16 protein-coding genes are annotated in these 20,040 nt (G+C 59.9%); 7 read left to right on the top strand and 9 right to left on the bottom strand.

Features of this window, described 5'->3' with window-relative positions:
• On the bottom strand, positions 1 to 1,759 hold a 1,759-nt coding region (locus tag CKW38_RS03535; RefSeq protein WP_256588331.1), incomplete at its 3' end, for a DUF6531 domain-containing protein.
• Positions 1,760 to 2,005: 246 nt separating this feature from the next.
• Here CKW38_RS03535 and CKW38_RS03530 point away from each other — a divergent pair.
• Positions 2,006 to 2,701 carry an HAD-IA family hydrolase gene (locus CKW38_RS03530; RefSeq protein ID WP_007916451.1) on the top strand — a complete coding sequence of 232 codons (696 nt, stop codon included), beginning with the start codon at positions 2,006 to 2,008 and terminating at the stop codon, positions 2,699 to 2,701.
• Positions 2,702 to 2,773: 72 nt separating this feature from the next.
• Here CKW38_RS03530 and CKW38_RS03525 read toward each other — a convergent pair whose 3' ends face one another.
• Positions 2,774 to 3,520: a 3-oxoacyl-ACP reductase family protein gene (locus CKW38_RS03525; protein ID WP_095111831.1), complete on the bottom strand. Its 747-nt coding sequence runs from the start codon at positions 3,518 to 3,520 to the stop codon at positions 2,774 to 2,776.
• A gap of 127 nt (positions 3,521 to 3,647) precedes the next feature.
• On the opposite strand from CKW38_RS03525, the gene CKW38_RS03520 reads away from it, so the two are divergent.
• Positions 3,648 to 4,574, top strand: a complete 927-nt coding sequence (locus CKW38_RS03520) for a LysR family transcriptional regulator (RefSeq protein WP_042704851.1) — start codon at positions 3,648 to 3,650, stop codon at positions 4,572 to 4,574.
• 120 nt (positions 4,575 to 4,694) lie between these two features.
• On the opposite strand, the gene CKW38_RS03515 is transcribed toward CKW38_RS03520, so the two are convergent.
• The 3 genes from CKW38_RS03515 to CKW38_RS03505 form a co-directional block, all read right to left on the bottom strand.
• Positions 4,695 to 5,423 carry an aspartate/glutamate racemase family protein gene (locus CKW38_RS03515; RefSeq protein ID WP_007916448.1) on the bottom strand — a complete coding sequence of 243 codons (729 nt, stop codon included), beginning with the start codon at positions 5,421 to 5,423 and terminating at the stop codon, positions 4,695 to 4,697.
• 55 nt (positions 5,424 to 5,478) lie between these two features.
• Positions 5,479 to 7,017 carry an NCS1 family nucleobase:cation symporter-1 gene (locus CKW38_RS03510; protein ID WP_095111830.1) on the bottom strand — a complete coding sequence of 513 codons (1,539 nt, stop codon included), beginning with the start codon at positions 7,015 to 7,017 and terminating at the stop codon, positions 5,479 to 5,481.
• A gap of 578 nt (positions 7,018 to 7,595) precedes the next feature.
• Positions 7,596 to 8,330, bottom strand: coding sequence for a phosphoadenylyl-sulfate reductase (locus tag CKW38_RS03505; protein ID WP_077571815.1), 735 nt, complete (start codon positions 8,328 to 8,330; stop codon positions 7,596 to 7,598).
• A gap of 165 nt (positions 8,331 to 8,495) precedes the next feature.
• Here CKW38_RS03505 and thrH point away from each other — a divergent pair, with 165 nt between their 5' ends.
• Positions 8,496 to 9,113, top strand: coding sequence for a bifunctional phosphoserine phosphatase/homoserine phosphotransferase ThrH (gene thrH, locus CKW38_RS03500; protein WP_007916444.1), 618 nt, complete (start codon positions 8,496 to 8,498; stop codon positions 9,111 to 9,113).
• Between the two features lie 131 nt (positions 9,114 to 9,244).
• Here thrH and pabB read toward each other — a convergent pair whose 3' ends face one another.
• The 4 genes from pabB to CKW38_RS03475 all read right to left on the bottom strand — a co-directional run bounded on the left by pabB (position 9,245) and on the right by CKW38_RS03475 (position 14,016).
• Entirely contained in the window at positions 9,245 to 10,588 is a 1,344-nt protein-coding gene (gene pabB, locus CKW38_RS03495) for an aminodeoxychorismate synthase component I (RefSeq protein ID WP_095111829.1), read from the bottom strand.
• Positions 10,589 to 10,952: 364 nt separating this feature from the next.
• Complete coding sequence (locus CKW38_RS03485) at positions 10,953 to 11,939, bottom strand: alpha-L-glutamate ligase-like protein (RefSeq protein WP_007916439.1); 987 nt, start codon at positions 11,937 to 11,939, stop codon at positions 10,953 to 10,955.
• A complete protein-coding gene (locus CKW38_RS03480) occupies positions 11,939 to 13,474 on the bottom strand; it encodes an inactive transglutaminase family protein (protein ID WP_007916437.1) in 1,536 nt (511 codons plus the stop codon). Before CKW38_RS03480 ends, CKW38_RS03485 begins: the two co-directional genes overlap by 1 nt.
• A 5-nt stretch (positions 13,475 to 13,479) precedes the next feature.
• On the bottom strand, positions 13,480 to 14,016 hold the full coding sequence (locus CKW38_RS03475; protein WP_007916436.1) for an ATP-dependent zinc protease: 537 nt from the start codon (positions 14,014 to 14,016) through the stop codon (positions 13,480 to 13,482).
• Between the two features lie 357 nt (positions 14,017 to 14,373).
• On the opposite strand from CKW38_RS03475, the gene CKW38_RS03470 reads away from it, so the two are divergent.
• The 4 genes from CKW38_RS03470 (at position 14,374) to acnD (ending at position 20,034) form a co-directional block, all read left to right on the top strand.
• Complete coding sequence (locus CKW38_RS03470) at positions 14,374 to 15,096, top strand: GntR family transcriptional regulator (protein ID WP_172828118.1); 723 nt, start codon at positions 14,374 to 14,376, stop codon at positions 15,094 to 15,096.
• Entirely contained in the window at positions 15,093 to 15,983 is an 891-nt protein-coding gene (gene prpB, locus CKW38_RS03465) for a methylisocitrate lyase (protein WP_007916432.1), read from the top strand. Before CKW38_RS03470 ends, prpB begins: the two co-directional genes overlap by 4 nt.
• A 126-nt stretch (positions 15,984 to 16,109) precedes the next feature.
• The gene (gene prpC / locus CKW38_RS03460) at positions 16,110 to 17,237 is read left to right on the top strand and encodes a 2-methylcitrate synthase (protein WP_095111827.1); all 1,128 of its coding nucleotides are present in this window, start codon (positions 16,110 to 16,112) and stop codon (positions 17,235 to 17,237) included.
• Positions 17,238 to 17,439: 202 nt separating this feature from the next.
• Positions 17,440 to 20,034 carry a Fe/S-dependent 2-methylisocitrate dehydratase AcnD gene (gene acnD / locus CKW38_RS03455; RefSeq protein ID WP_095111826.1) on the top strand — a complete coding sequence of 865 codons (2,595 nt, stop codon included), beginning with the start codon at positions 17,440 to 17,442 and terminating at the stop codon, positions 20,032 to 20,034.
• Positions 20,035 to 20,040: the final 6 nt, after the last annotated feature.

Below are 20,040 nucleotides of genomic sequence, written 5' to 3'. Positions count from 1 at the left end.
GGTCAGAGCGATCGCGCTGCACCGTCAGACGGTTGCCATAGCCATCGCTGATCGCCGTCAGCCGTCCTGCACGAAAGTGATAAAAGCGCGCTGTTTCCCCGGCCAGCGCGAGGATCAGCTCCTCCGGCTCATCCCCCAGAAAGATCGCCGCCCGCGACAGGCTGTTGTGAATCGCCGGTCTTTCAACGCTCGGCAACGGAAATCGAGTGCGCCGGTTTTCATGGTCGACCCAGACCACAAAGTCGCCGGCAAACTCCAGCCGATGCGCCAGCGAATGACCCCAGCCAAACCCCAACCCGACATCGATTTCGGCGGCACTGCTGCGATACAACCGCGTGAACTCAAACGGCAACACGCCATCGAGCACCGCATCAGTCAGGGTCAGCAGTTCTTCGCCAGTGACCATCGACACCGGGCAGCCGTTGGTGCAGGTGCGCGGCACGCAATCAGCACTGTCGCCGTTGGGGTTTTTCGCCTGATCCGGCGAGTCGTCGTGAGGCTCATGCCGTTCCATTCGGCTCGAAGCGCCAGGCTTGTCCCGCACCACAGGCGCCGGATTCGGCACCGTCAACACCAGCGAATCGGCCTGACGAATGTTCAGCGGTATCGACGGTGTCGGTTTCAACTCAACGTCACGCGCGTGAAACATCAGTGGCTTCAACGCGCCCGCGTGTCTGTTCAGCTCCGGCGCAGAAGTCAGTTCCGCCAACCGCAACGCGGATGCCGCCAACCACTCTCGAGCCCGGGGCGACTTGATCTTCGCCAGCACTTTGCTGCTCAAACGCAGTGGCACGCCGACGCCACCCGACAACCCCATCAGCAGAAAACTGACCAGCAGTTCGGCCCGCACCTCGGCCACCACTTCAGCCAGATACTGCGGCGGGAGCATCTTCAGCCAACTGGTAAACGTGGCCAGATGAATGAACAGCAGCGGTTCGTCACTGAGGACCAGCAGACCGTTGGCAATGGCGTCGCTGGAGGCATTCAACAACGCCTCAAGCTCGGCCTCGCTGAGGTATTCCAGCAATTTTTCACTGTTGGCCTGCAAATCGGCGAGCAGGGCGAATACCTGGCGGATGTCATCCCAAACACCATTCAGTGCTTTCTCGAATCCACGCCAGTCGGCCTGTTGCAGCTGACCGTAACGCTCAAGAAATCCGGCGCTGGAAAACTCCGTCCACTGTGGTTGAAACTCTGCCCACTCAGCGCGCAGCCAGCCTTCCAGGCCTGCAACGATACTTTCATAAGAGGCATACAGAGCACGCACATGGTCGGTGGAAACATCGGGAAAGAAGGTGATGCGATAACGCTGGCCCCGATCGCAGTCGGTCACCTGCAGAATGCCGCTGGGGCCGATGGTGTAATGCAGCGCTTCGCCGAAAGTCAGCACGCCGCCGACATCGGCAAGCACCGGCTCTAGGGTCACCGGGGTATCGCCAATCGGCACAAACCGCGCGGCGTCGAACATGTGCACCAGCGTCAGCGCCCCGCTGGCCGGGCACATGACCACCGATGAACTGAGCGGCTGGCGCGACTTGATCGGCGCGCTGAGGCGCACGTCGTTGCCGACAGTAAACACCTGCTCGACATCCAGCGCGGTCCCGCTCCAGAACCGCTCGGCCCAAGCGTCGTAGTGGTTCAGACACAGGCGAAACTCGCGGATCAGGTGTTCGAAGTCCGGCTCATCGGGATTCAAAGCAGCAACAACGAGCAGGCCGATGCTGTTGTTCAGGACCAGAAGCCGATCGGTTGGAAGCATTCGCAGTCTCTCGCGCACATCAAAAAGGTGCGGGGACTTTGCGGGGGATCAATCAGGAAAGAAGTCGGGCGAGTAGGCGTTATCTGTAGGATGTTTCGCTAAATATCTGCGAGTAGTTCATCGCCCAACAAACATTGCCCGTTGCTCAATGTCCGTCGCGCTCGTTATGCTGCTGAACCCTTTAATCAGATCCGCGTAGCGGCACCAACCGTGCCGCCCGGGATGTCTTTGTTAACGGATCCGATGATGAATGCACCGCTGAAGGCGTTCGGCCCGATCAAGGCCGTGATTTTCGATATGGACGGTTTGCTGCTGGACACCGAGGGCATTTACACCGAAGTCACCTCGCTGATTGCCCAGCGTTACGGGCGCACTTTCGACTGGAGCATCAAGCAGAACATCATTGGTCGCGGGGCCAACGATCTGGCCAATTACGTGGTGCAGGCACTGGATCTGCCGATCACCGCCGAAGAATTTCTGGTGATTCGCGAGCCGCTGATGCGCGAGCGTTTTCCCACCGCACAAGCGATGCCGGGTGCCGAAGAGTTGATCCGCCATCTCAAGGCGCACAACATCCCGATTGCCGTGGGGACCAGTTCCTCGCGTCAGTCGTTCGGCCAGAAAACCACGCTGCACCGCGACTGGTTCGCGCTGTTCGATTTCATTGTCACGGCAGACGATCCGGAAGTTGGCGCGGCCAAACCGGCGCCGGATATCTTTCTGACCGCTGCCCGACGCTTGGGCGTGGCACCTGAGGATTGCCTGGTGTTCGAGGATTCACCGTTCGGTGTGACCGCCGCGAAAGCCGCCGGCATGACCGCGATCGCCATCCCCGATGCCGCCATGGCCGATGAAAAATACGCACACGCTGACGGGATTCTTCGTAGCCTGAAAGCGTTCACGCCAAGTGCCTGTGGCTTGCCGGCGCTGGAATGGGCGTAAACATCTGACAAAAAAACGCCGCCCCTGTTTAAACAGAGGGGCGGCGTTTTTCGTTCAGTCGACTCAGATAAATCAGGCGCCGAAACCACCGTCGATGGTCAGGCTGGCACCGGTGATGTAACCGGCTTCCGGGCCTGCCAGATAGGCAACGAAACTGGCGATTTCTTCGGCTTTGCCGTAACGACCGACCGCCATCAGCGGGATCAGGCTTTCGGCGAAATCACCGTCCGCCGGGTTCATGTCGGTATCGACCGGGCCGGGTTGCACGTTGTTGACGGTGATGCCACGAGGGCCGAGGTCGCGGGCCAGACCTTTGGTCAAACCGACCAGCGCCGATTTGCTCATCGCATACACACCGCCGCCGGCGAAGGGCATGCGGTCGGCGTTGGTGCTGCCGATGTTGATGATGCGTGCGCCTTCGCCCATGTGTTTGGCGGCTTCCTGGGAAGCGATGAAAACGCTGCGAATGTTGATTGCCACGGTCTGGTCGAAATCTTCGAGTTTGAAGTCTTCCAGCGGTGCAACAGCCAGCACGCCAGCGTTGTTGACCAGAATGTCGAGGCGGCCAAAGGCTTCGACCGTGGCGCTGACGGCGTGGCGGATGGCGGCGGCATCGGCGCTGTCGGCCTTGATCGCCAGGGCTTTGCCGCCGTTGCTGGTGATGCTGTTCTGCAACTCTTCGGCTTTCGCCGCGGAGCTGACGTAAGTGAAGGCTACTGCAGCGCCTTCAGCGGCCAGACGTTTGACGATGGCTGCGCCGATACCACGGGAACCGCCTTGAATCAGAGCGACTTTGCCGCCGAGGTGTTGAGTGGTCATGTTCGATCTCCAGAGTGTTCAAGGCGGGAGTGCCTTGGTGTTGGTGGCGAGTATCGGCGTAGTATCGACAACTGTGTAGACCATGATTGCTATAGTCTGTGTAAACCAGAAGTTTATAGTGGCGATCATGGAAACCTTCAGCAGCATTGAATGCTTCGTGCGCAGTGCCGAAGTCGGCAGCTTTGCCGAGGCCGCACGACGCTTGAGTCTGACCCCGGCAGCCGTCGGCAAGAGCGTGGCCAAACTCGAGGTTCGGCTCGGCGTGCGGCTGTTCCAGCGTAGTACACGCAGCCTGACACTGACCGAGGCCGGACAACTGTTTCTGGATCAAGTCAGCGGTAGCCTGACCACCATTCAAAATGCCGTGGCCAATCTCTCCAGCGTCGAAGGGCTGCCGGCGGGAACGCTGAAAGTCAGCATGGGCGCCGCGTTTGGCTGTCTGCATATCGTGCCGATGCTGGGTGAGTTTCTGCAGCGCTACCCCGCGATCAATCCGGACTGGCATTTCGATAATCGACAGGTCGATCTGATCGCCCAGGGCTTTGATGCGGCCATCGGTGGCGGTTTCGAACTGCCGCAAGGCGTGATCGCGCGCAAGCTGAGCCCGGCGCACCGGATATTGGTCGCGTCTACCGACTATTTACAGGCCCATCCGCCGATCATCGAGCCGGATGACCTTAATCATCACGACGGCATTCTGATCCGCTCGCCGCAGACCGGACGCGTGCGTTCCTGGCAATTGACCGGACGCAATCCACAGAACTGTCAGCCGTTGATGCTCAAGGCGCGGATGACCATGAGTGATTCCGAGGCCGCTTGCAGGACAGCAGCACAAGGCTTGGGCATCGCGCTGGTGAGCATGCCGTTTGCGGTCGGGTATCTGGAGGCGGGGACGTTGCAGCGAGTGCTGCCGGAATGGTTTGTCGATGATGGCAACATTTCGATTTACTACGCCGAGCATAAGTTGTTGCCGGGCAAGACTCGGGCGTTTGTCGATTATGTGATTGAGCAGTTTGCGGAGCAGGGGTTGGCGCGGCGGTTCAGTGCTATCTGAGCAAGGTATCAGACCGAGGTGTGGCCTTCGCGAGCAGGCTCGCTCCCACATTTGGAGTGCATTTCCCCTGTGGGAGCGAGCCTGCTCGCGAATGGGTCGACTCGGTTTTCGCTGATGACCTCAGCGGGCAAACCGCCCTGGCCAGCCAATGATGTTCTTCGGCCGTGGCGTTGCATAAGTCCGCACTTTCGACGTCGACAAGCGCAAGCGCACCAGCGATTCCGCAATCGTCACCGCTGCTGTCACCCCGTCCACCACCGGCACGCCAGTGCGTCGACGAATCTGTTCATCCAGCCCGGCCATGCCACCGCAACCCAGGCAAATCACCTCGGCTTTGTCCTGCGTCACCGCCAGTTCAGCCTGATGCACGATCGCTTCCAGGGCGCGTTGTGGTTCGTGCTCCAGCTCTAGAACGGCCAGACCACTGGCCCGAACTGAAGCACACCGATCCCACAGACCGGACAATTTCAGCCGATCCTCAATTAACGGCACGGTGCGATCCAGCGTGGTCACCACCGAATAGGCATGGCCGAGAAACATCGCCGTACTCGCCGCCGCATCAGTGATATCCACCACCGGCACATTGAGCAATTCCTGCAGGCCTTCGCGGCCGTGCTCGCCGTAACCGGCCTGAATCACCGCATCGAACGGCTGATCGTAAGACATCACCCGATCCATTACCGCGATGGCCGCCAGATAGCTTTCGAAGTTGCCTTCAATCGAGTCGGCACCGAAGTACGGTGTCAAACCGACGATTTCGGTACCGGGTGACGCAACAGCCTGCGCCGAGCGGGCGATGGCTTCGGTGATGGATTCGGTGGTGTTGACGTTGACCACGAGAATACGCATGGGGAAATCCTTATAGCGGGCAGTTCTGCGGCCCGAAGTCCGGGCCGCGAGGGAGTTAATGGCAGACGTTGTCGACAGCGATCGATTCGCCGCTGATGTCGGCGTAGTGCGGTTGGCGTTTGGCGATGATCAGATAGAGCATTCCGGCGATCCCGGCGCCGATCAGCCAGGAGAACGGCGAGACACTGTGGAAACCCGGGACCAGCGCCAGGACGATGGCAATCAACGCCGCAGGAATAAACGCCGCCACCGCGCGGAAATTGACGCCTCGGCTGTAGTAATAGGCGCCGTTGGGATCTTCGCTGTAGAGCTGCGGCACGTTGATCCGGCCTTTGCGGATCAACCAGTAGTCGACCATGATCACGCCGTACAACGGGCCGAGCAGGGCGCCGAGGCCAGACAGGAAGTACACGATCACCAACGGGCTGTTGTAGAGATTCCACGGCAGGATCAACACGGCGATGGTGGCGCTGATCAGCCCGGCGCGGCGGAAGGTCAGGTACTTCGGCGCCAGGTTGCTGAGCACGAAGGCCGGGGCGACGAAGTTGGCCATGATGTTCACCGCCACGGTGACGATCAGGAACGCCAGGCAACCGAGTACCAGAAAGAAGGTGTTGGGAATCGAGGCAATGATCTCGGTCGGGCTCTCGATGATCCGGCCATTGATCTGAAATTGCGCACCGCACAGCAGGACGGTAATCGCAGCGAACACCAGAATATTCACCGGCAAACCCCAGAAGTTTCCTACCTTGATGGTCTTGCGGCACGGCGAAGAGCGGGCGAAGTCGCAGAAATTCAGAATCAGCGTGCCGTAGATCGCCAGCCACAACGCGCCGCCAGCAAAAATGTTGCGCCACATCTCGCCACCGGTCAGCGGTTCGCGGATCGACCAAGCGATGGTCGCGTCCGCCTGGAAGTACATCCACGCGGCGAGGGCGGCCACGGTCAACAGAATCACCGGCCCGGCAAACGCTTCATAACGGCGAACCATCTCCATGCCATAGGCCAGAATCGCCAGTTGCACGAACCAGATCGCCACGAAGCACACCCAACCCAGCGTCGACAGGCCAAGAATCGAGTCGTGGTCGTACTCGGCGAAGCCCGGATGCACGGCAGTCAGCAGTACGCGGAAAACCACTGACGCCAGATACGTCTGAATCCCGAACCAGGCAATGGCGATTACTGCCCGGATCAGTGCAGGAATTTGCGCGCCGTGGATGCCGAAACTGATCCGGCTGATCACCGGAAACGGCACGCCGGTTTTCTGCCCCATGTAACCGGACAGGTTCATGAAGAAGTACACCAGCGCCGCGCCGATCCCCAGCGACAGCAGAATCTGCCAGCCACCCAGACCCAGGGCGTAGAGGCCGATGGCGAACGAGTAGTTGGCGATGTTGTGCACGTCATTCGTCCACAGGGCGAAGATGCTGTATTTGCCCCAGCGCCGACCTTCGGCCTTGGTCGGCGCGAGATCATTGTTGTGCAGGCGCAGACTGAGTTGTAACGGCTCGCTCAGACCGTCATGAGGTAACGGTTGAGCGGGGACAGAGGCGGGCAGATTCAGCGCGATGTTGTTGGAGAGACTTGTACGCATTCCGGCAGGCTCCTGATGTTCAAGGCTGCGATGACTGTGCATAAGCCGTCAGGCTCGACAAATCTTCGTCGCAGCAGTGAAAGCATCACTGGTTACGGGGCATCTGCAGCCTGTACGGGATAGGGCGCTTCAGGCTTGCGGATCGAAAGTGGTTTTATGTTTTGCAGTTTTGTATACAAAACATGTATGCACCAAAGCCAGATTTGTGCCAGTTGCGGATCTATAGGCGGCCGTGTTCATTTCGAAAAGTTATCGATGAGTGCTAAGTCTTTGAAATTGGCTGGTTAAAAATTGACCGTTCGAACAGGTATTTTTTTTTGGCGGGGGATTTTGATGGCGGGCGGAGGCGAGGTGCTTTTGGCAGGGATGTAACTTTTCAGGGCGCTGAAAGTAAAAAGTGCACACATAAATGGCACCGATGGTGACATTCGTGTGTACACATTTCTGGAGTCGCTACAAATCCATGTAGGAGTGAGCCTGCTCGCGATAGCGGTGTATCAGCCAAAAAATTCATCGACTGAGACACCGCTATCGCGAGCAGGCTCACTCCTACAGGGGGAAATCAGCGCGGCAGGGAGTTACGCTTTGCTGATGATATTCCCGGCATGCAACCCACACTCTTTCTGCGTCGCTTCTTCCCACCACCAGCGCCCCTCGCGCTCGTGCTGGTTCGGCAGGACAGGGCGGGTGCACGGTTCGCAGCCGATGCTGATAAAGCCGCGCTCATGCAGGCTGTTGTACGGCAGCTCGAGCATGCGGATGTAACCCCAGATCTCTTCGCTGGTCATCTGCGCCAACGGGTTGAACTTGTACAGGGTTCGCTCGGGTGTGGAGAACGCAGTATCGATTTCCATCACCGCCACAGCGCTACGGGTACCCGGGCTCTGGTCGCGGCGCTGGCCGGTTGCCCAGGCTTTGACGCTAGATAGTTTGCGGCGCAGTGGCTCGATCTTGCGGATGCCGCAGCATTCGCCGTGGCCGTCCTTGTAGAAACTGAACAGGCCTTTTTCCTTCACGAACGGTTCGAGTTTCGTGTAGTCCGGCGACACCAGTTCGATGTCGATCTTGTAGTGCTCGCGCACCTGATCGATGAAGCGGTAGGTCTCCGGGTGCAGGCGGCCGGTGTCGAGGCTGAACACCTTGACGTTCTTGTTGAGCTTCCAGGCCATGTCCACCAGCACCACATCTTCGGCGCCGCTGAAAGATATCCACAAGTCATCGCCGAACTCGGCAAACGCGAGTTTGAGAATGTCTTGCGCGGATTTGTTGGCATAGGTCGTGGCGAGTTCCACGACGTCGAACGTTGCACTCATCAGGGCGGCTTCCTACAGGTCGGTGGCGCTGGGCGCTCTATATGGGGCTGATGGTAACAAAAAGCTGCACGGCTCGGGGGCCTGCCGTGCGTTGCGCGTCTGCCTGTGAGTCGCTAGAGTTCGCCCTCGCTCGACTCAAATAATCAATACAAACGGGAGTGTCTTGTGGAAATTGCTTGCCTGGATCTTGAAGGGGTGTTGGTGCCGGAAATCTGGATCGCCTTCGCCGAAAAAACCGGAATCGAATCCCTCAAGGCCACCACCCGGGACATTCCCGATTACGACGTGCTGATGAAGCAACGTTTGCGCATCCTCGATGAGCACGGTTTGAAGCTGTCGGACATTCAGGAAGTGATCGCCACACTGAAGCCGCTGGACGGCGCGGTGGAGTTCGTCAACTGGCTGCGCGAGCGCTTTCAGGTGGTGATTCTGTCGGATACGTTTTACGAGTTTTCACAGCCGCTGATGCGCCAGTTGGGCTTCCCGACCTTGCTTTGCCATCGTCTGATCACTGACGAAACCGGGCGGGTGACCAGCTATCAGTTGCGTCAGAAAGATCCCAAGCGCCAGTCGGTGCTGGCGTTCAAAAGCCTGTATTACCGGGTGATTGCAGCGGGGGATTCGTATAACGACACGACGATGCTGGGCGAGGCGGATGCGGGGATTCTGTTCCACGCGCCGGAGAATGTGATTCGCGAGTTCCCGCAGTTCCCCGCGGTGCACACCTTTGCCGAGTTGAAGCAGGAATTCCTTAAGGCCTCAAACCGCGACCTCAGCCTGTAAACCCAACCACCTGACGATCATTCCCACGCTCTGCGTGGGAATGCCTCAACGGACGCTCCGCGTTCGGCTTTGGATGGGACGCGGAGCGTCCCGGGCTGCATTCCCACGCGGAGCGTGGGAACGATCATTACTCAGAGGTTTTGCAGGGTTTCGAGGAGGATTCTGACTTTGGTGATCGACTCCTGATACTCAGCCTGCCAATCCGAGTCAGCGACAATCCCGCCACCGCCCCAGCAACACACCTGCCCATCCTTGACCAACAGACTGCGAATCGCGATGGAGCTGTCCATCTCGCCGCGCACGTCAAGGTACAGCAACGAGCCGCAATACAACCCGCGCCGGGTCGGCTCCAGTTCATCGATGATCTGCATTGCACGAATCTTCGGCGCGCCGGTGATCGAGCCGCCGGGGAAACTGCCGGCAATCAAATCCAGTGCGTCGCGATCATCGGCCAGTTCACCGGTGACGCTACTGACCAGGTGATGCACGTTCGGATAGCTTTCCAGGCTGAACAACTCCGGCACCCGCACCGAACCGATGCGGCAAGTGCGGCCGAGGTCGTTGCGCAGCAGGTCGACGATCATCAGGTTTTCCGCACGATCCTTGGGGCTGGCCAGCAGTTCAGCGGCGTTGGCGGCATCTTCGGCGGGTGTCAGGCCACGCGGGCGGGTGCCTTTGATCGGGCGGGTTTCCACCTGGCGCTGGCTGACTTTGACGAAGCGCTCCGGCGACAGGCTCAACACGGCGCCGCCATCGGGCAGGCTTTGGAAACCGGAAAACGGCGTTGGGCAGGCCTCGCGCAATGCGCAATAAGCCAGCCACGGGTCGCCCTGGCATGAAGCGCGGAAGCGTTGAGCGAAGTTGACCTGATAGCAGTCGCCGGCCTGGATGTAATGCTGAATGCGTTCGAAGGCCTGGCGGTAGTTGTCAGCCGAGAGATCGGCGGTCATTGGCTGGTTCAGTTTGAACGGCGCCATCAACTCGACAAGCGGCTGACTGAACAGCGCGATCAGCCGCTGTTTCTCGCTATCGATCACGGATGGATGAAACACCAGTTGGCTGCTGGCCGTCTGGTGATCGCTGATCAGTGCCCAGGCGTACAGGCCAAAACGTGCATCCGGTAATTGCAGATCATCGCGGGCCTGGCTCGGCAGGTTTTCCAGATGGCGGCCGAAGTCGTAGCTCAGATAGCCGATCAAACCGCCGGCGAAGGGCAGGTCGAAACCCGTTGGCAAATCAGCTTCGCCGAGGCGATTCAGATTGTCGCGCAGACGCTGCAGGAAGTGATCGCCGCTTTCGTCCGGCATTACCGCCAGTTGTTCCAGCGGCCAGGCGCTGAGCAGGTCATAACGGCCACGGTCGGCACTCGGTCGGCCGCTGTCGAGCAGCACGGCGCCAGGCGCGTTGCGGATGGCCGCGAAATAGTCGGCGGGATTGGCGCGGTAGGGCAGCGGGTGTACGGAGCAGGTCAACATGGGCGGGGCAGATCGGCCGTTGAGGCGGGGTGGGGATTGTAGTCCTCTCTCGGCTGTCAGATCAAAATCAAAAGCCTACCCCCTCACCCCAGCCCTCTCCCCCAAGGGGGGCGAGGGGGAAAGGGAGCAGATCGGGGGCTTTTCAAAACTTGGGTTCGGCTCGATATCTTGGGGGATGGAGCCGATCTGCATGCTTTTCAAGGCCAGGGTTCGGCTTGATATTTTGGGGGAAAGGGAGCCGATCTGCATGCTTTTCAAGGCCTGAGTTTGACTCAAGACGTTCAGGTCGGCGTACCTCGAACATCCACATCGGTCAGTCCCCTCTCCCTCTGGGAGAGGGTTAGGGTGAGGGGCTCTTCAGCTTTTAGCCCTCGACAGCAGGAATATGCCCAAACATTTCCTGGGTAAACGCCACCCGCTCTTCAACCGTCTCCGTCACCCCACGCGCCTTCAGCTCTTCCAGACGCGCTTCAACCGCGTGCGTGCGCAATGTCAGCCCACAGTCATTGGCGATCTGGATATTCAGCCCCGGCCGCGCATTGAGCTCCAGAATCAGCGGACCTTTCTCCTGATCGAGCACCATGTCCACGCCGATATAGCCCAACCCGCACAGCTCATAACAGCCCGCGGCGAGTTTCATGAAACCGTCCCAGTAGGGCAGTTGCACGCCGTCCACCGCGTTGGTGGTGTCGGGGTGTTTGGTGATGATGTTGTTCAGCCAGGTGCCGCGCAGGGTCAAACCGGTCGCCAGATCGACACCCACGCCAATCGCGCCCTGGTGCAGGTTGGCCTTGCCGCCCGACTGCCGGGTCGGCAGGCGCAGCATCGCCATCACCGGATAACCCATCAGCACGATGATGCGGATGTCCGGCACACCTTCGTAGCTGATGCTTTTGAAGATCTGATCCGGAGTCACGCGGTATTCGATCAGCGCCCGGTCACGATGGCCGCCCAGCGAATACAGGCCAGTGAGGATGCTCGAGATGTGATGCTCAAGCTCTTCGTGGGCGAGGATTTTGCCCGATACCGTGCGATAGCGACCTTCGAAACGGTCGGCGATGACAATGATGCCGTCACCGCCAGCGCCTTGGGCCGGTTTGATCACGAAGTCGCTGCGCCCGCCGATGATCTCGCCGAGCTTGTCGATTTCCTTTTCGGTGGAAATCACGCCATACAGCTCTGGCACGTGAATGCCGGCCGCGATGGCGCGCTCCTTGGTGATGATCTTGTCATCGACGATCGGGTACAGGCTGCGCTTGTTGTACTTGAGCACGTAGTCGGCGTTACGCCGATTGATGCCCATGATGCCCCGCGCCTCGAGGGCCTTCCAGGTCTTCCAGAAACCGAACATCAGGCGTCAGCCTTCTTCAGGAAAGCCTTGAAACGCACCAGTTCAGTCAGGCGGTAGCCGCGATAACGACCCATCGCCAGCATGAAGCCAACCAGAATCAGCAGGATCGCCGGGAAGGTGAACACGAAATAGACCAGCTCAGGCACGGTCATGATCAGGTGCGCCAGCGAGGCGGCAAACAGCGTACCAATCGCGACTTTCATCGCATGGCTGGCACCGCGCTCTTCCCAAGTGATCGACAGGCGTTCGATGGTCATGGTCAGAATCACCATCGGGAACAGCGCAACAGACAAGCCGCGCTCCAGCCCGAGCTTATGGCTGAACAGGCTGATCGCCGCGATCAACACCACGACAAAGGTCAGCACCACCGAGAGTCGCGGCAGCATTTGCAGCTTCAGGTGTTCCAGGTACGAACGTAGCGACAGACCCAGCGCGGTGATCACGGTAAACAGCAGAATGCCGAAGCCCAGCTGCGTTTCGCGGAAGGCGAGGGCGATCAGTACCGGGGTGAACGTGCCGAGGGTCTGCAGGCCGATCAGGTTGCGCAGGATCAGGATCACCAGCACGCCGATCGGGATCATCACCATGATCATGAACGTCTGCTGGGTCTGCAGCGGCAGGCCGTACAGCGAGTATTCGAGGAAGTTGGCGTCGGTGTTTTCGTCGGTCAGCTTGGCCAGACGAATCGCGTTCATCTCGCTGTTATTCAGGCTGAAGGTCACGTTGGCCTTCTTGCCGCCGTCGACGGTGATCAGGTTCTCATCGCCGGTCCACCACAGCAGACGGTCGGTCGGCAGGCCTTGTTCGCCGGTTTCCGGATTGAAGTACAGCCAGTCGTTGCCGTTGAAGCTGCGCAGCCACAGTTCAGGCGTTTGCGGCTGGTCGGCGACGAGGCGGATGGTGTGGACTTTTTCCACCGGCACGTGGGCGATGGACAACAGCAGTTCAACGATTTTGGCTTTGTGCGGCGTCGACGGATCGCCGGCCAGCAGCAGTTTCACGTTGTCGTCGTTAACGTTGTTGACGCGTTTGATCGCCTCGCCAATAAACGTTTCAACGTCGGCGGAATGCTGGCGGATCGGCGCGAGCAGGGCTTCGGCGGCGATTTTCTCCGGGCCTTCGATGACCATGCTGTCGCGGAAGGTCGGGCCTTTGATCTTGGATTTTTCCGCGGTGTAACGCTTGGTCAGCACCAGACGGTAATAAAGCGTCTGATTCCCTTTGGCCCGGCGCGCCGACCAGGTGACCTTGCGGTTGCCGTCGACGCGGTTCACGGCGACGCCGTAGTTATTGGAGATAAAACTCTCGTTGAGGCTGACGTAATCGCGGCTCAACGGCGGCACGAACATCTGGATCTTCACCGGATCCTTGGTGCTGGCGACGAATTCGACCTTGGCGTCGATGTTCCACAAGTCGTCGGTCGCATCTTCGGTCACCGGGATGCCGAGCACGAAAATCTGATAGGCCGTAACCGAAACGCCCAGGAGCACCAGAATGGTGATCAGGATTTTCAGGTGGAAGGTTAGAGAACGCATGGAAATTACTCGGCGGTATGAGCGGCGATGGTGCAGGCGGGTTTGCCGGCAGCGTATTTAAGACTGGGGTCGACCAGCGCGTCGAAGCGTTTCAGCGCCTCGGAGCCAATCAAAAGCGGGTATTGGAACGCACTTCGGTCGGTCAGGTTCACTTCGATGCTGCGCAGCGCTGATCCCATGCAGATATCCAGCTCGATCACCGGACGGGCGGTGTACTTCTTGCCTTCTTCCGGGTCGTAGTCGCCGGCGCGGCGCTTGATCTTGCTGACCCGCGCCAGCGGCCGTTCGATCGGGTGCGAATGCGCGGCGTCGATGGCCAGGTAGAAGCGTACCCAGGACTCACCGTTGCGTTTGAAGCGTTTGATGTCGCGGGCACTCAGCGAGGCGGTTTTCGCCCCGGTGTCGAGTTTGGCCGCGACTTCCAGATTGATGCCGTCAAGCGAAGCGTATTCGTTGAGGCCGTACACGGTTTTTTCCCCCGCGGCGGCGAGGCCGGGCAGGCAAAACAGGGCAAAGAATGTGGGAAAAGGCTTGAGTCTCATAAATCCTGGTGCGCAGCGTTCCGTTTTCGGTTCAGGTCCTTGGCAAAACTTGCGCAAGGCCCTTCGTGTGCCTATCAGCTTTTTATGACAAGCCGTACAAATGGCCAGCAAATGCGGGCGGCATTCTAGCACGGTGGGTTTATGGCGCCAGCGCCTGCACCGGTCTATAAAAGATCAAAAGATCGCAGCCTTCGGCAGCTCCTACATTGGATTTGCGTGCGCCCTGTAGGAGCTGCCGAAGGCTGCGATCTTTTAAGGTTATTAGACGATTGTCGACAATGTCTATTTATCCTTTGACTGATGCGGGCGAATTGGCTAGTTTTTGCCGCATTGGATTTAAAGGTGTCGACAATCATGCTGGATCAACTCGATCCCCCGGTCATCAGCGGCGACGATTCCGAGACTCTTTCGGAAAACGTCTTCCGACGCATTCAGGCGGCCATCGTCAAAGGCGAGATCGCCCCGGGCAGCAAGATCTCCGAGCCGGAGCTGGCGCGCACTTACGGCATCAGCCGTGGGCCATTGCGTGAGGCGATTCATCGCCTGGAAGGTCAGCGCCTGCTGGTGCGCGTACCGCACGTCGGCGCGCGGGTGGTGTCGCTCAGCCACGCCGAACTGCTCGAACTCTACGAAATCCGCGAATCCCTCGAAGGTATGGCCTGCCGTCTGGCGGCCGAACGCATGAGCGTCGAAGAAATCGACGAACTGCGCCGAGTGCTGGAAACCCATGAGCGCGACGCCGCGTTTCAGGCCGGCGTTGGCTATTACCAGCAGGAAGGCGATTTCGACTTCCACTACCGGATCATCCAGGGCAGCGGCAACCGCACGCTGACGCAGATGCTCTGCGGCGAGCTGTATCAACTGGTGCGCATGTACCGCATCCAGTTTTCCACCACGCCGAACCGCCCGCGCCAGGCCTTTGCCGAACACCACCGGATTCTCGATGCCATCGCCGACCGTGACGGCGAGCTCGCGGAATTGTTGATGCGCCGTCACATCGGCGCCTCGAAACGCAACATCGCCCGTCACTACCAGGACGGCGCCCACAATAAGACAGCCACTGAACGAGGTGAGTCATGAGTTCCAAGCACAGCACTCCAGGCCAGCGTTTCCGCGATGCGGTCGCCAGCGAGCACCCATTGCAAGTGGTCGGCGCGATCAACGCCAACCACGCGCTGCTGGCCAAGCGCGCCGGTTTCAAGGCGATCTACCTGTCCGGTGGCGGGGTGGCCGCAGGTTCCCTCGGCGTTCCGGATCTGGGCATCACCGGTCTGGATGACGTGCTGACCGATGTTCGGCGGATCACTGACGTTTGCGATCTGCCGCTGCTGGTCGACGTCGACACCGGTTTTGGTTCGTCGGCGTTCAACGTCGCGCGCACGGTCAAGTCGATGATCAAGTTTGGCGCGGCGGCGATTCACATCGAGGATCAGGTCGGCGCCAAGCGCTGTGGCCACCGTCCGAACAAAGAAATCGTCAGTCAGCAGGAAATGGTCGATCGCATCAAAGCCGCCGTCGATGCCCGTACCGATGACAGCTTTGTAATCATGGCGCGTACCGATGCGCTGGCGGTGGAAGGTCTGGAGTCGGCTCTCGATCGCGCAGCGGCGTGCATCGAGGCCGGCGCCGACATGATCTTCCCGGAAGCCATCACTGAACTGGAGATGTACAAGCTGTTCGCCAACCGCGTGAAAGCGCCGATCCTGGCCAACATCACCGAGTTCGGTTCGACACCGCTGTACACCACCGAGCAACTGGCCGGCGCCGACGTGTCGCTGGTGCTGTATCCACTGTCGGCGTTCCGCGCGATGAACAAGGCGGCGGAAAACGTCTACACCGCGATCCGTCGCGACGGCACGCAGCAGAATGTCATCGACACCATGCAGACTCGCATGGAGCTTTACGATCGCATCGATTACCACACGTTCGAGCAGAAGCTCGACGCGTTGTTTGCCGCGAAGAAATAAAGATCAAAAGATCGCAGCTTGCGGCAGCTCCTACATGAACCGCATTCCCCTGTAGGAGCTGACGAGTGCAACGAGGCTGCAATCTTTTCGCCACACTCCCTAACAAATTCAAGATTGGAGAAAACAATGGCCGAAGCAAAAGTACTCAGTGGCGCCGGGCTCCGTGGCCAGGTTGCCGGGCAAACCGCACTGTCCACCGTGGGCCAGGCCGGTGCCGGGCTGACCTATCGCGGCTACGACGTGCGTGAACTGGCAGCCGATGCACAATTTGAAGAAGTCGCGTACCTGCTGCTGTACGGCGAGCTGCCAACCCAGGCGCAACTCGAAGAATACCAAGGCAAGCTGAGCAAGCTGCGCGACCTGCCGCAAGCGCTGAAAGAAGTGCTCGAACGCATCCCCGCCGACGCCCACCCGATGGACGTGATGCGCACCGGTTGCTCGTTCCTCGGCAACATCGAACCGGAGAAAGACTTCTCCGAGCAGCGTGACAAGACTGACCGCTTGCTCGCCGCGTTCCCGGCGATCATGTGCTACTGGTATCGCTTCAGTCACGACGGCAAACGCATCAATTGCGTCAGCGACGAGCCAACCATCGGCGGCCACTTCCTGCATTTGCTGCACGACAAGAAGCCAAGCGAACTGCACGTCAAAGTGATGAACGTTTCGCTGATCCTTTACGCCGAGCACGAATTCAACGCCTCGACCTTCACCGCCCGCGTATGCGCCTCGACCCTGTCCGACCTGTATTCCTGCGTAACGGCGGCGATCGGTTCGCTGCGCGGCCCGCTGCATGGCGGCGCCAACGAAGCGGCGATGGAAATGATCGAGCGCTTCTCGTCGCCGGAAGAGGCGATCAAAGGCACCCTCGGCATGCTCGAGCGCAAGGACAAGATCATGGGCTTCGGCCACGCGATCTATAAGGACAGCGACCCGCGCAACGAGGTGATCAAGGGCTGGTCGAAAAAACTCGCGGACGAGGTCGGTGACAAGGTGTTGTTTCCGGTTTCCGAAGCCATCGACAAGACCATGTGGGAGCAGAAAAAACTCTTCCCCAACGCCGATTTCTACCATGCCTCGGCGTACCACTTCATGGGCATCCCGACCAAGCTGTTCACGCCGATCTTCGTCTGCTCGCGCCTGACCGGCTGGGCCGCGCATGTGTTCGAACAACGCGCCAACAACCGCATCATCCGTCCAAGCGCCGAGTACGTCGGCGTCGAACAGCGCAAGTTCGTGCCAATCGAACGTCGCTGAAATGGTGGGCTGACCCGATCCTTGAAACCACCGCAAATCCCTGTAGGAGTGAGCCTGCTCGCGATGACGGACTGACATTCACCATCGATGTCGACTGATCCACCGCTATCGCGAGCAGGCTCACTCCTACAAGGGACGGTGTGAATCTTGAGTCTGGCGTCAGCTCACCCTTTGCAACTACCGTGACCCGAGTCCTGACCCGATGAACACAGCATTCCGCAAAACCCTGCCCGGCAGCCCACTGGATTATTTCGACGCCCGCGCGGCTGTCGAGGCGATTCAGCCCGGCAGTTACGACACCCTGCCGTACACCTCCCGCGTGCTGGCGGAAAACCTTGTGCGTCGCTGCGACCCGGCCACGCTCACCGATTCCCTCAAACAACTGATCGAACGCAAACGCGACCTCGACTTCCCGTGGTTCCCGGCGCGTGTGGTCTGCCACGACATTCTCGGCCAGACCGCGCTGGTCGACCTTGCCGGCCTGCGCGACGCCATCGCCTTGCAGGGCGGCGACCCGGCGCAGGTCAACCCGGTAGTGCCGACGCAATTGATCGTCGACCACTCGTTGGCAGTAGAAGCGGGCGGTTTCGACAAACAGGCGTTCGAGAAAAACCGCGCCATCGAAGACCGGCGCAACGAAGACCGTTTCCACTTCATCAACTGGACCAAAAAGGCCTTCAAAAACGTCGATGTGATCCCGCCGGGCAACGGCATCATGCACCAGATCAACCTGGAGAAAATGTCGCCGGTGATTCAGGTGCGTGAAGGCGTTGCGTTCCCCGACACCTGCGTCGGCACCGACAGCCACACCCCGCACGTCGATGCGCTGGGCGTGATCGCCATCGGCGTCGGCGGCCTCGAAGCCGAGAGCGTGATGCTCGGTCGCGCGTCGTGGATGCGTTTGCCCGAAAGCGTCGGCGTCGAACTGACCGGCAAGCTGCAACCGGGCATCACCGCCACCGACATGGTGCTGGCGCTGACCGAATACCTGCGCAAGCAGAAAGTCGTCGGCGCATGGCTGGAATTCTTTGGCGAAGGCGCGGCGGCGCTGACCCTCGGCGACCGCGCGACCATTTCCAACATGGCCCCGGAATACGGCGCCACGGCGGCGATGTTCTACATCGACCAGCAAACCATCGATTACCTGAAACTCACCGGTCGTGAAGACCAGCAAGTGCAGTTGGTCGAGCAATACGCCAAGCTCACCGGCCTGTGGGCCGACAGTTTGAAAGGCGCGCAATACGAGCGCGGTCTGACTTTCGATCTGTCGTCGGTGGTGCGCAACATGGCCGGGCCGAGCAACCCGCACGCCCGCGTCGCGGTGGCGGATCTGGCCGCTAAAGGCATCTCCGGGCAGTGGGATGACGTGCCGGGGCAAATGCCCGACGGCGCGGTGATCATCGCCGCCATCACCAGTTGCACCAACACCAGCAACCCGCGCAACGTCATTGCCGCCGGCCTGCTCGCACGCAACGCCAACAAGCTCGGCCTGACCCGCAAACCGTGGGTGAAATCCTCGCTGGCGCCGGGTTCGAAAACCGTCGCCCTGTACCTCGACGAAGCAGGGCTGACCACTGAACTGGAGCAGCTCGGTTTCGGCGTCGTCGCCTTCGCCTGCACCACCTGCAACGGCATGTCCGGCGCGCTCGATCCGCTGATCCAGCAAGAGATTATCGACCGCGATCTGTATGCGACCGCTGTGCTCTCGGGCAACCGCAACTTCGACGGCCGCATCCACCCGTACGCCAAGCAAGCGTTTCTCGCGTCACCGCCGCTGGTGGTCGCTTACGCCATTGCCGGGACCATCCGTTTCGATATCGAAAAAGACGTGCTCGGTGTTGTGGACGGCAAGGAAATCCGCCTCAAAGACATCTGGCCGAGCGATGAAGAAATCGACTCGGTGGTGAAGTCTTCGGTCAAGCCTGAGCAGTTCCGTCAGGTCTACATTCCGATGTTCGCCGTCCACGAAGACACAGGCCCGAAAGTCACGCCGCTGTACGACTGGCGCGAGATGAGCACCTACATCCGTCGTCCACCGTACTGGGAAGGCGCACTGGCCGGCGCCCGTCCGCTGAAGGGCATGCGCCCGCTGGCGGTGCTGCCGGACAACATCACCACCGATCACCTGTCGCCATCCAACGCGATCATGCTCGACAGCGCCGCCGGCGAATACCTGGCAAAAATGGGCCTGCCGGAAGAGGACTTCAACTCTTATGCAACCCACCGTGGCGACCACTTGACTGCGCAGCGCGCGACCTTTGCCAACCCGAAACTGTTCAACGAAATGGTCGTGGAAAACGGCAAGGTCAAACAGGGTTCGCTGGCGCGTGTCGAGCCGGAAGGCAAAGTGATGCGCATGTGGGAAGCCATCGAAACCTACATGGAGCGCAAGCAGCCGCTGATCATCATCGCCGGCGCCGATTACGGCCAGGGTTCGTCCCGCGACTGGGCGGCGAAAGGTGTGCGACTGGCCGGTGTCGAGGCGATTGCCGCAGAAGGTTTCGAGCGCATTCACCGCACCAACCTGGTGGGCATGGGCGTGTTGCCGCTGGAGTTCAAGCCGGGCACCGACCGTCACACGCTGGCCATCGATGGCAGCGAAACCTATGACGTAATCGGCGAGCGCAAACCGCGTGCGGATCTGACGCTGGTGATCCATCGCAAGAACGGCGAGCGCGTTGACGTGCCGGTGACCTGCCGTCTGGATACCGCTGAAGAAGTGTCGATCTACGAGGCTGGCGGCGTGTTGCAACGCTTCGCTCAGGACTTCCTTGAAGAGTCGGCGGTTGCCGTTTAAATCAAC

This window comes from Pseudomonas sp. Irchel 3H7, assembly GCF_900187605.1.
GTDB lineage: Bacteria > Pseudomonadota > Gammaproteobacteria > Pseudomonadales > Pseudomonadaceae > Aquipseudomonas.
Note: the sequence above shows the minus strand (reverse complement) of the source record. Positions and strands in the feature narration are given on the sequence as shown.

Bases quoted from the DNA above. Each gene is read 5' to 3' on its own strand.
- acnD (WP_095111826.1), top strand. From the start codon at position 17,440: ATGAACACAGCATTCCGCAAAACCCTGCCCGGCAGCCCACTGGATTAT.
- CKW38_RS03480 (WP_007916437.1), bottom strand. From the start codon at position 13,474: ATGCGTTCTCTAACCTTCCACCTGAAAATCCTGATCACCATTCTGGTG.
- CKW38_RS03530 (WP_007916451.1), top strand. From the start codon at position 2,006: ATGAATGCACCGCTGAAGGCGTTCGGCCCGATCAAGGCCGTGATTTTC.
- CKW38_RS03525 (WP_095111831.1), bottom strand. From the start codon at position 3,520: ATGACCACTCAACACCTCGGCGGCAAAGTCGCTCTGATTCAAGGCGGT.
- CKW38_RS03520 (WP_042704851.1), top strand. From the start codon at position 3,648: ATGGAAACCTTCAGCAGCATTGAATGCTTCGTGCGCAGTGCCGAAGTC.
- CKW38_RS03515 (WP_007916448.1), bottom strand. From the start codon at position 5,423: ATGCGTATTCTCGTGGTCAACGTCAACACCACCGAATCCATCACCGAA.
- pabB (WP_095111829.1), bottom strand. From the start codon at position 10,588: ATGTTGACCTGCTCCGTACACCCGCTGCCCTACCGCGCCAATCCCGCC.
- CKW38_RS03485 (WP_007916439.1), bottom strand. From the start codon at position 11,939: ATGTTCGGTTTCTGGAAGACCTGGAAGGCCCTCGAGGCGCGGGGCATC.
- prpC (WP_095111827.1), top strand. From the start codon at position 16,110: ATGGCCGAAGCAAAAGTACTCAGTGGCGCCGGGCTCCGTGGCCAGGTT.
- prpB (WP_007916432.1), top strand. From the start codon at position 15,093: ATGAGTTCCAAGCACAGCACTCCAGGCCAGCGTTTCCGCGATGCGGTC.
- CKW38_RS03475 (WP_007916436.1), bottom strand. From the start codon at position 14,016: ATGAGACTCAAGCCTTTTCCCACATTCTTTGCCCTGTTTTGCCTGCCC.
- CKW38_RS03510 (WP_095111830.1), bottom strand. From the start codon at position 7,017: ATGCGTACAAGTCTCTCCAACAACATCGCGCTGAATCTGCCCGCCTCT.
- CKW38_RS03505 (WP_077571815.1), bottom strand. From the start codon at position 8,330: ATGAGTGCAACGTTCGACGTCGTGGAACTCGCCACGACCTATGCCAAC.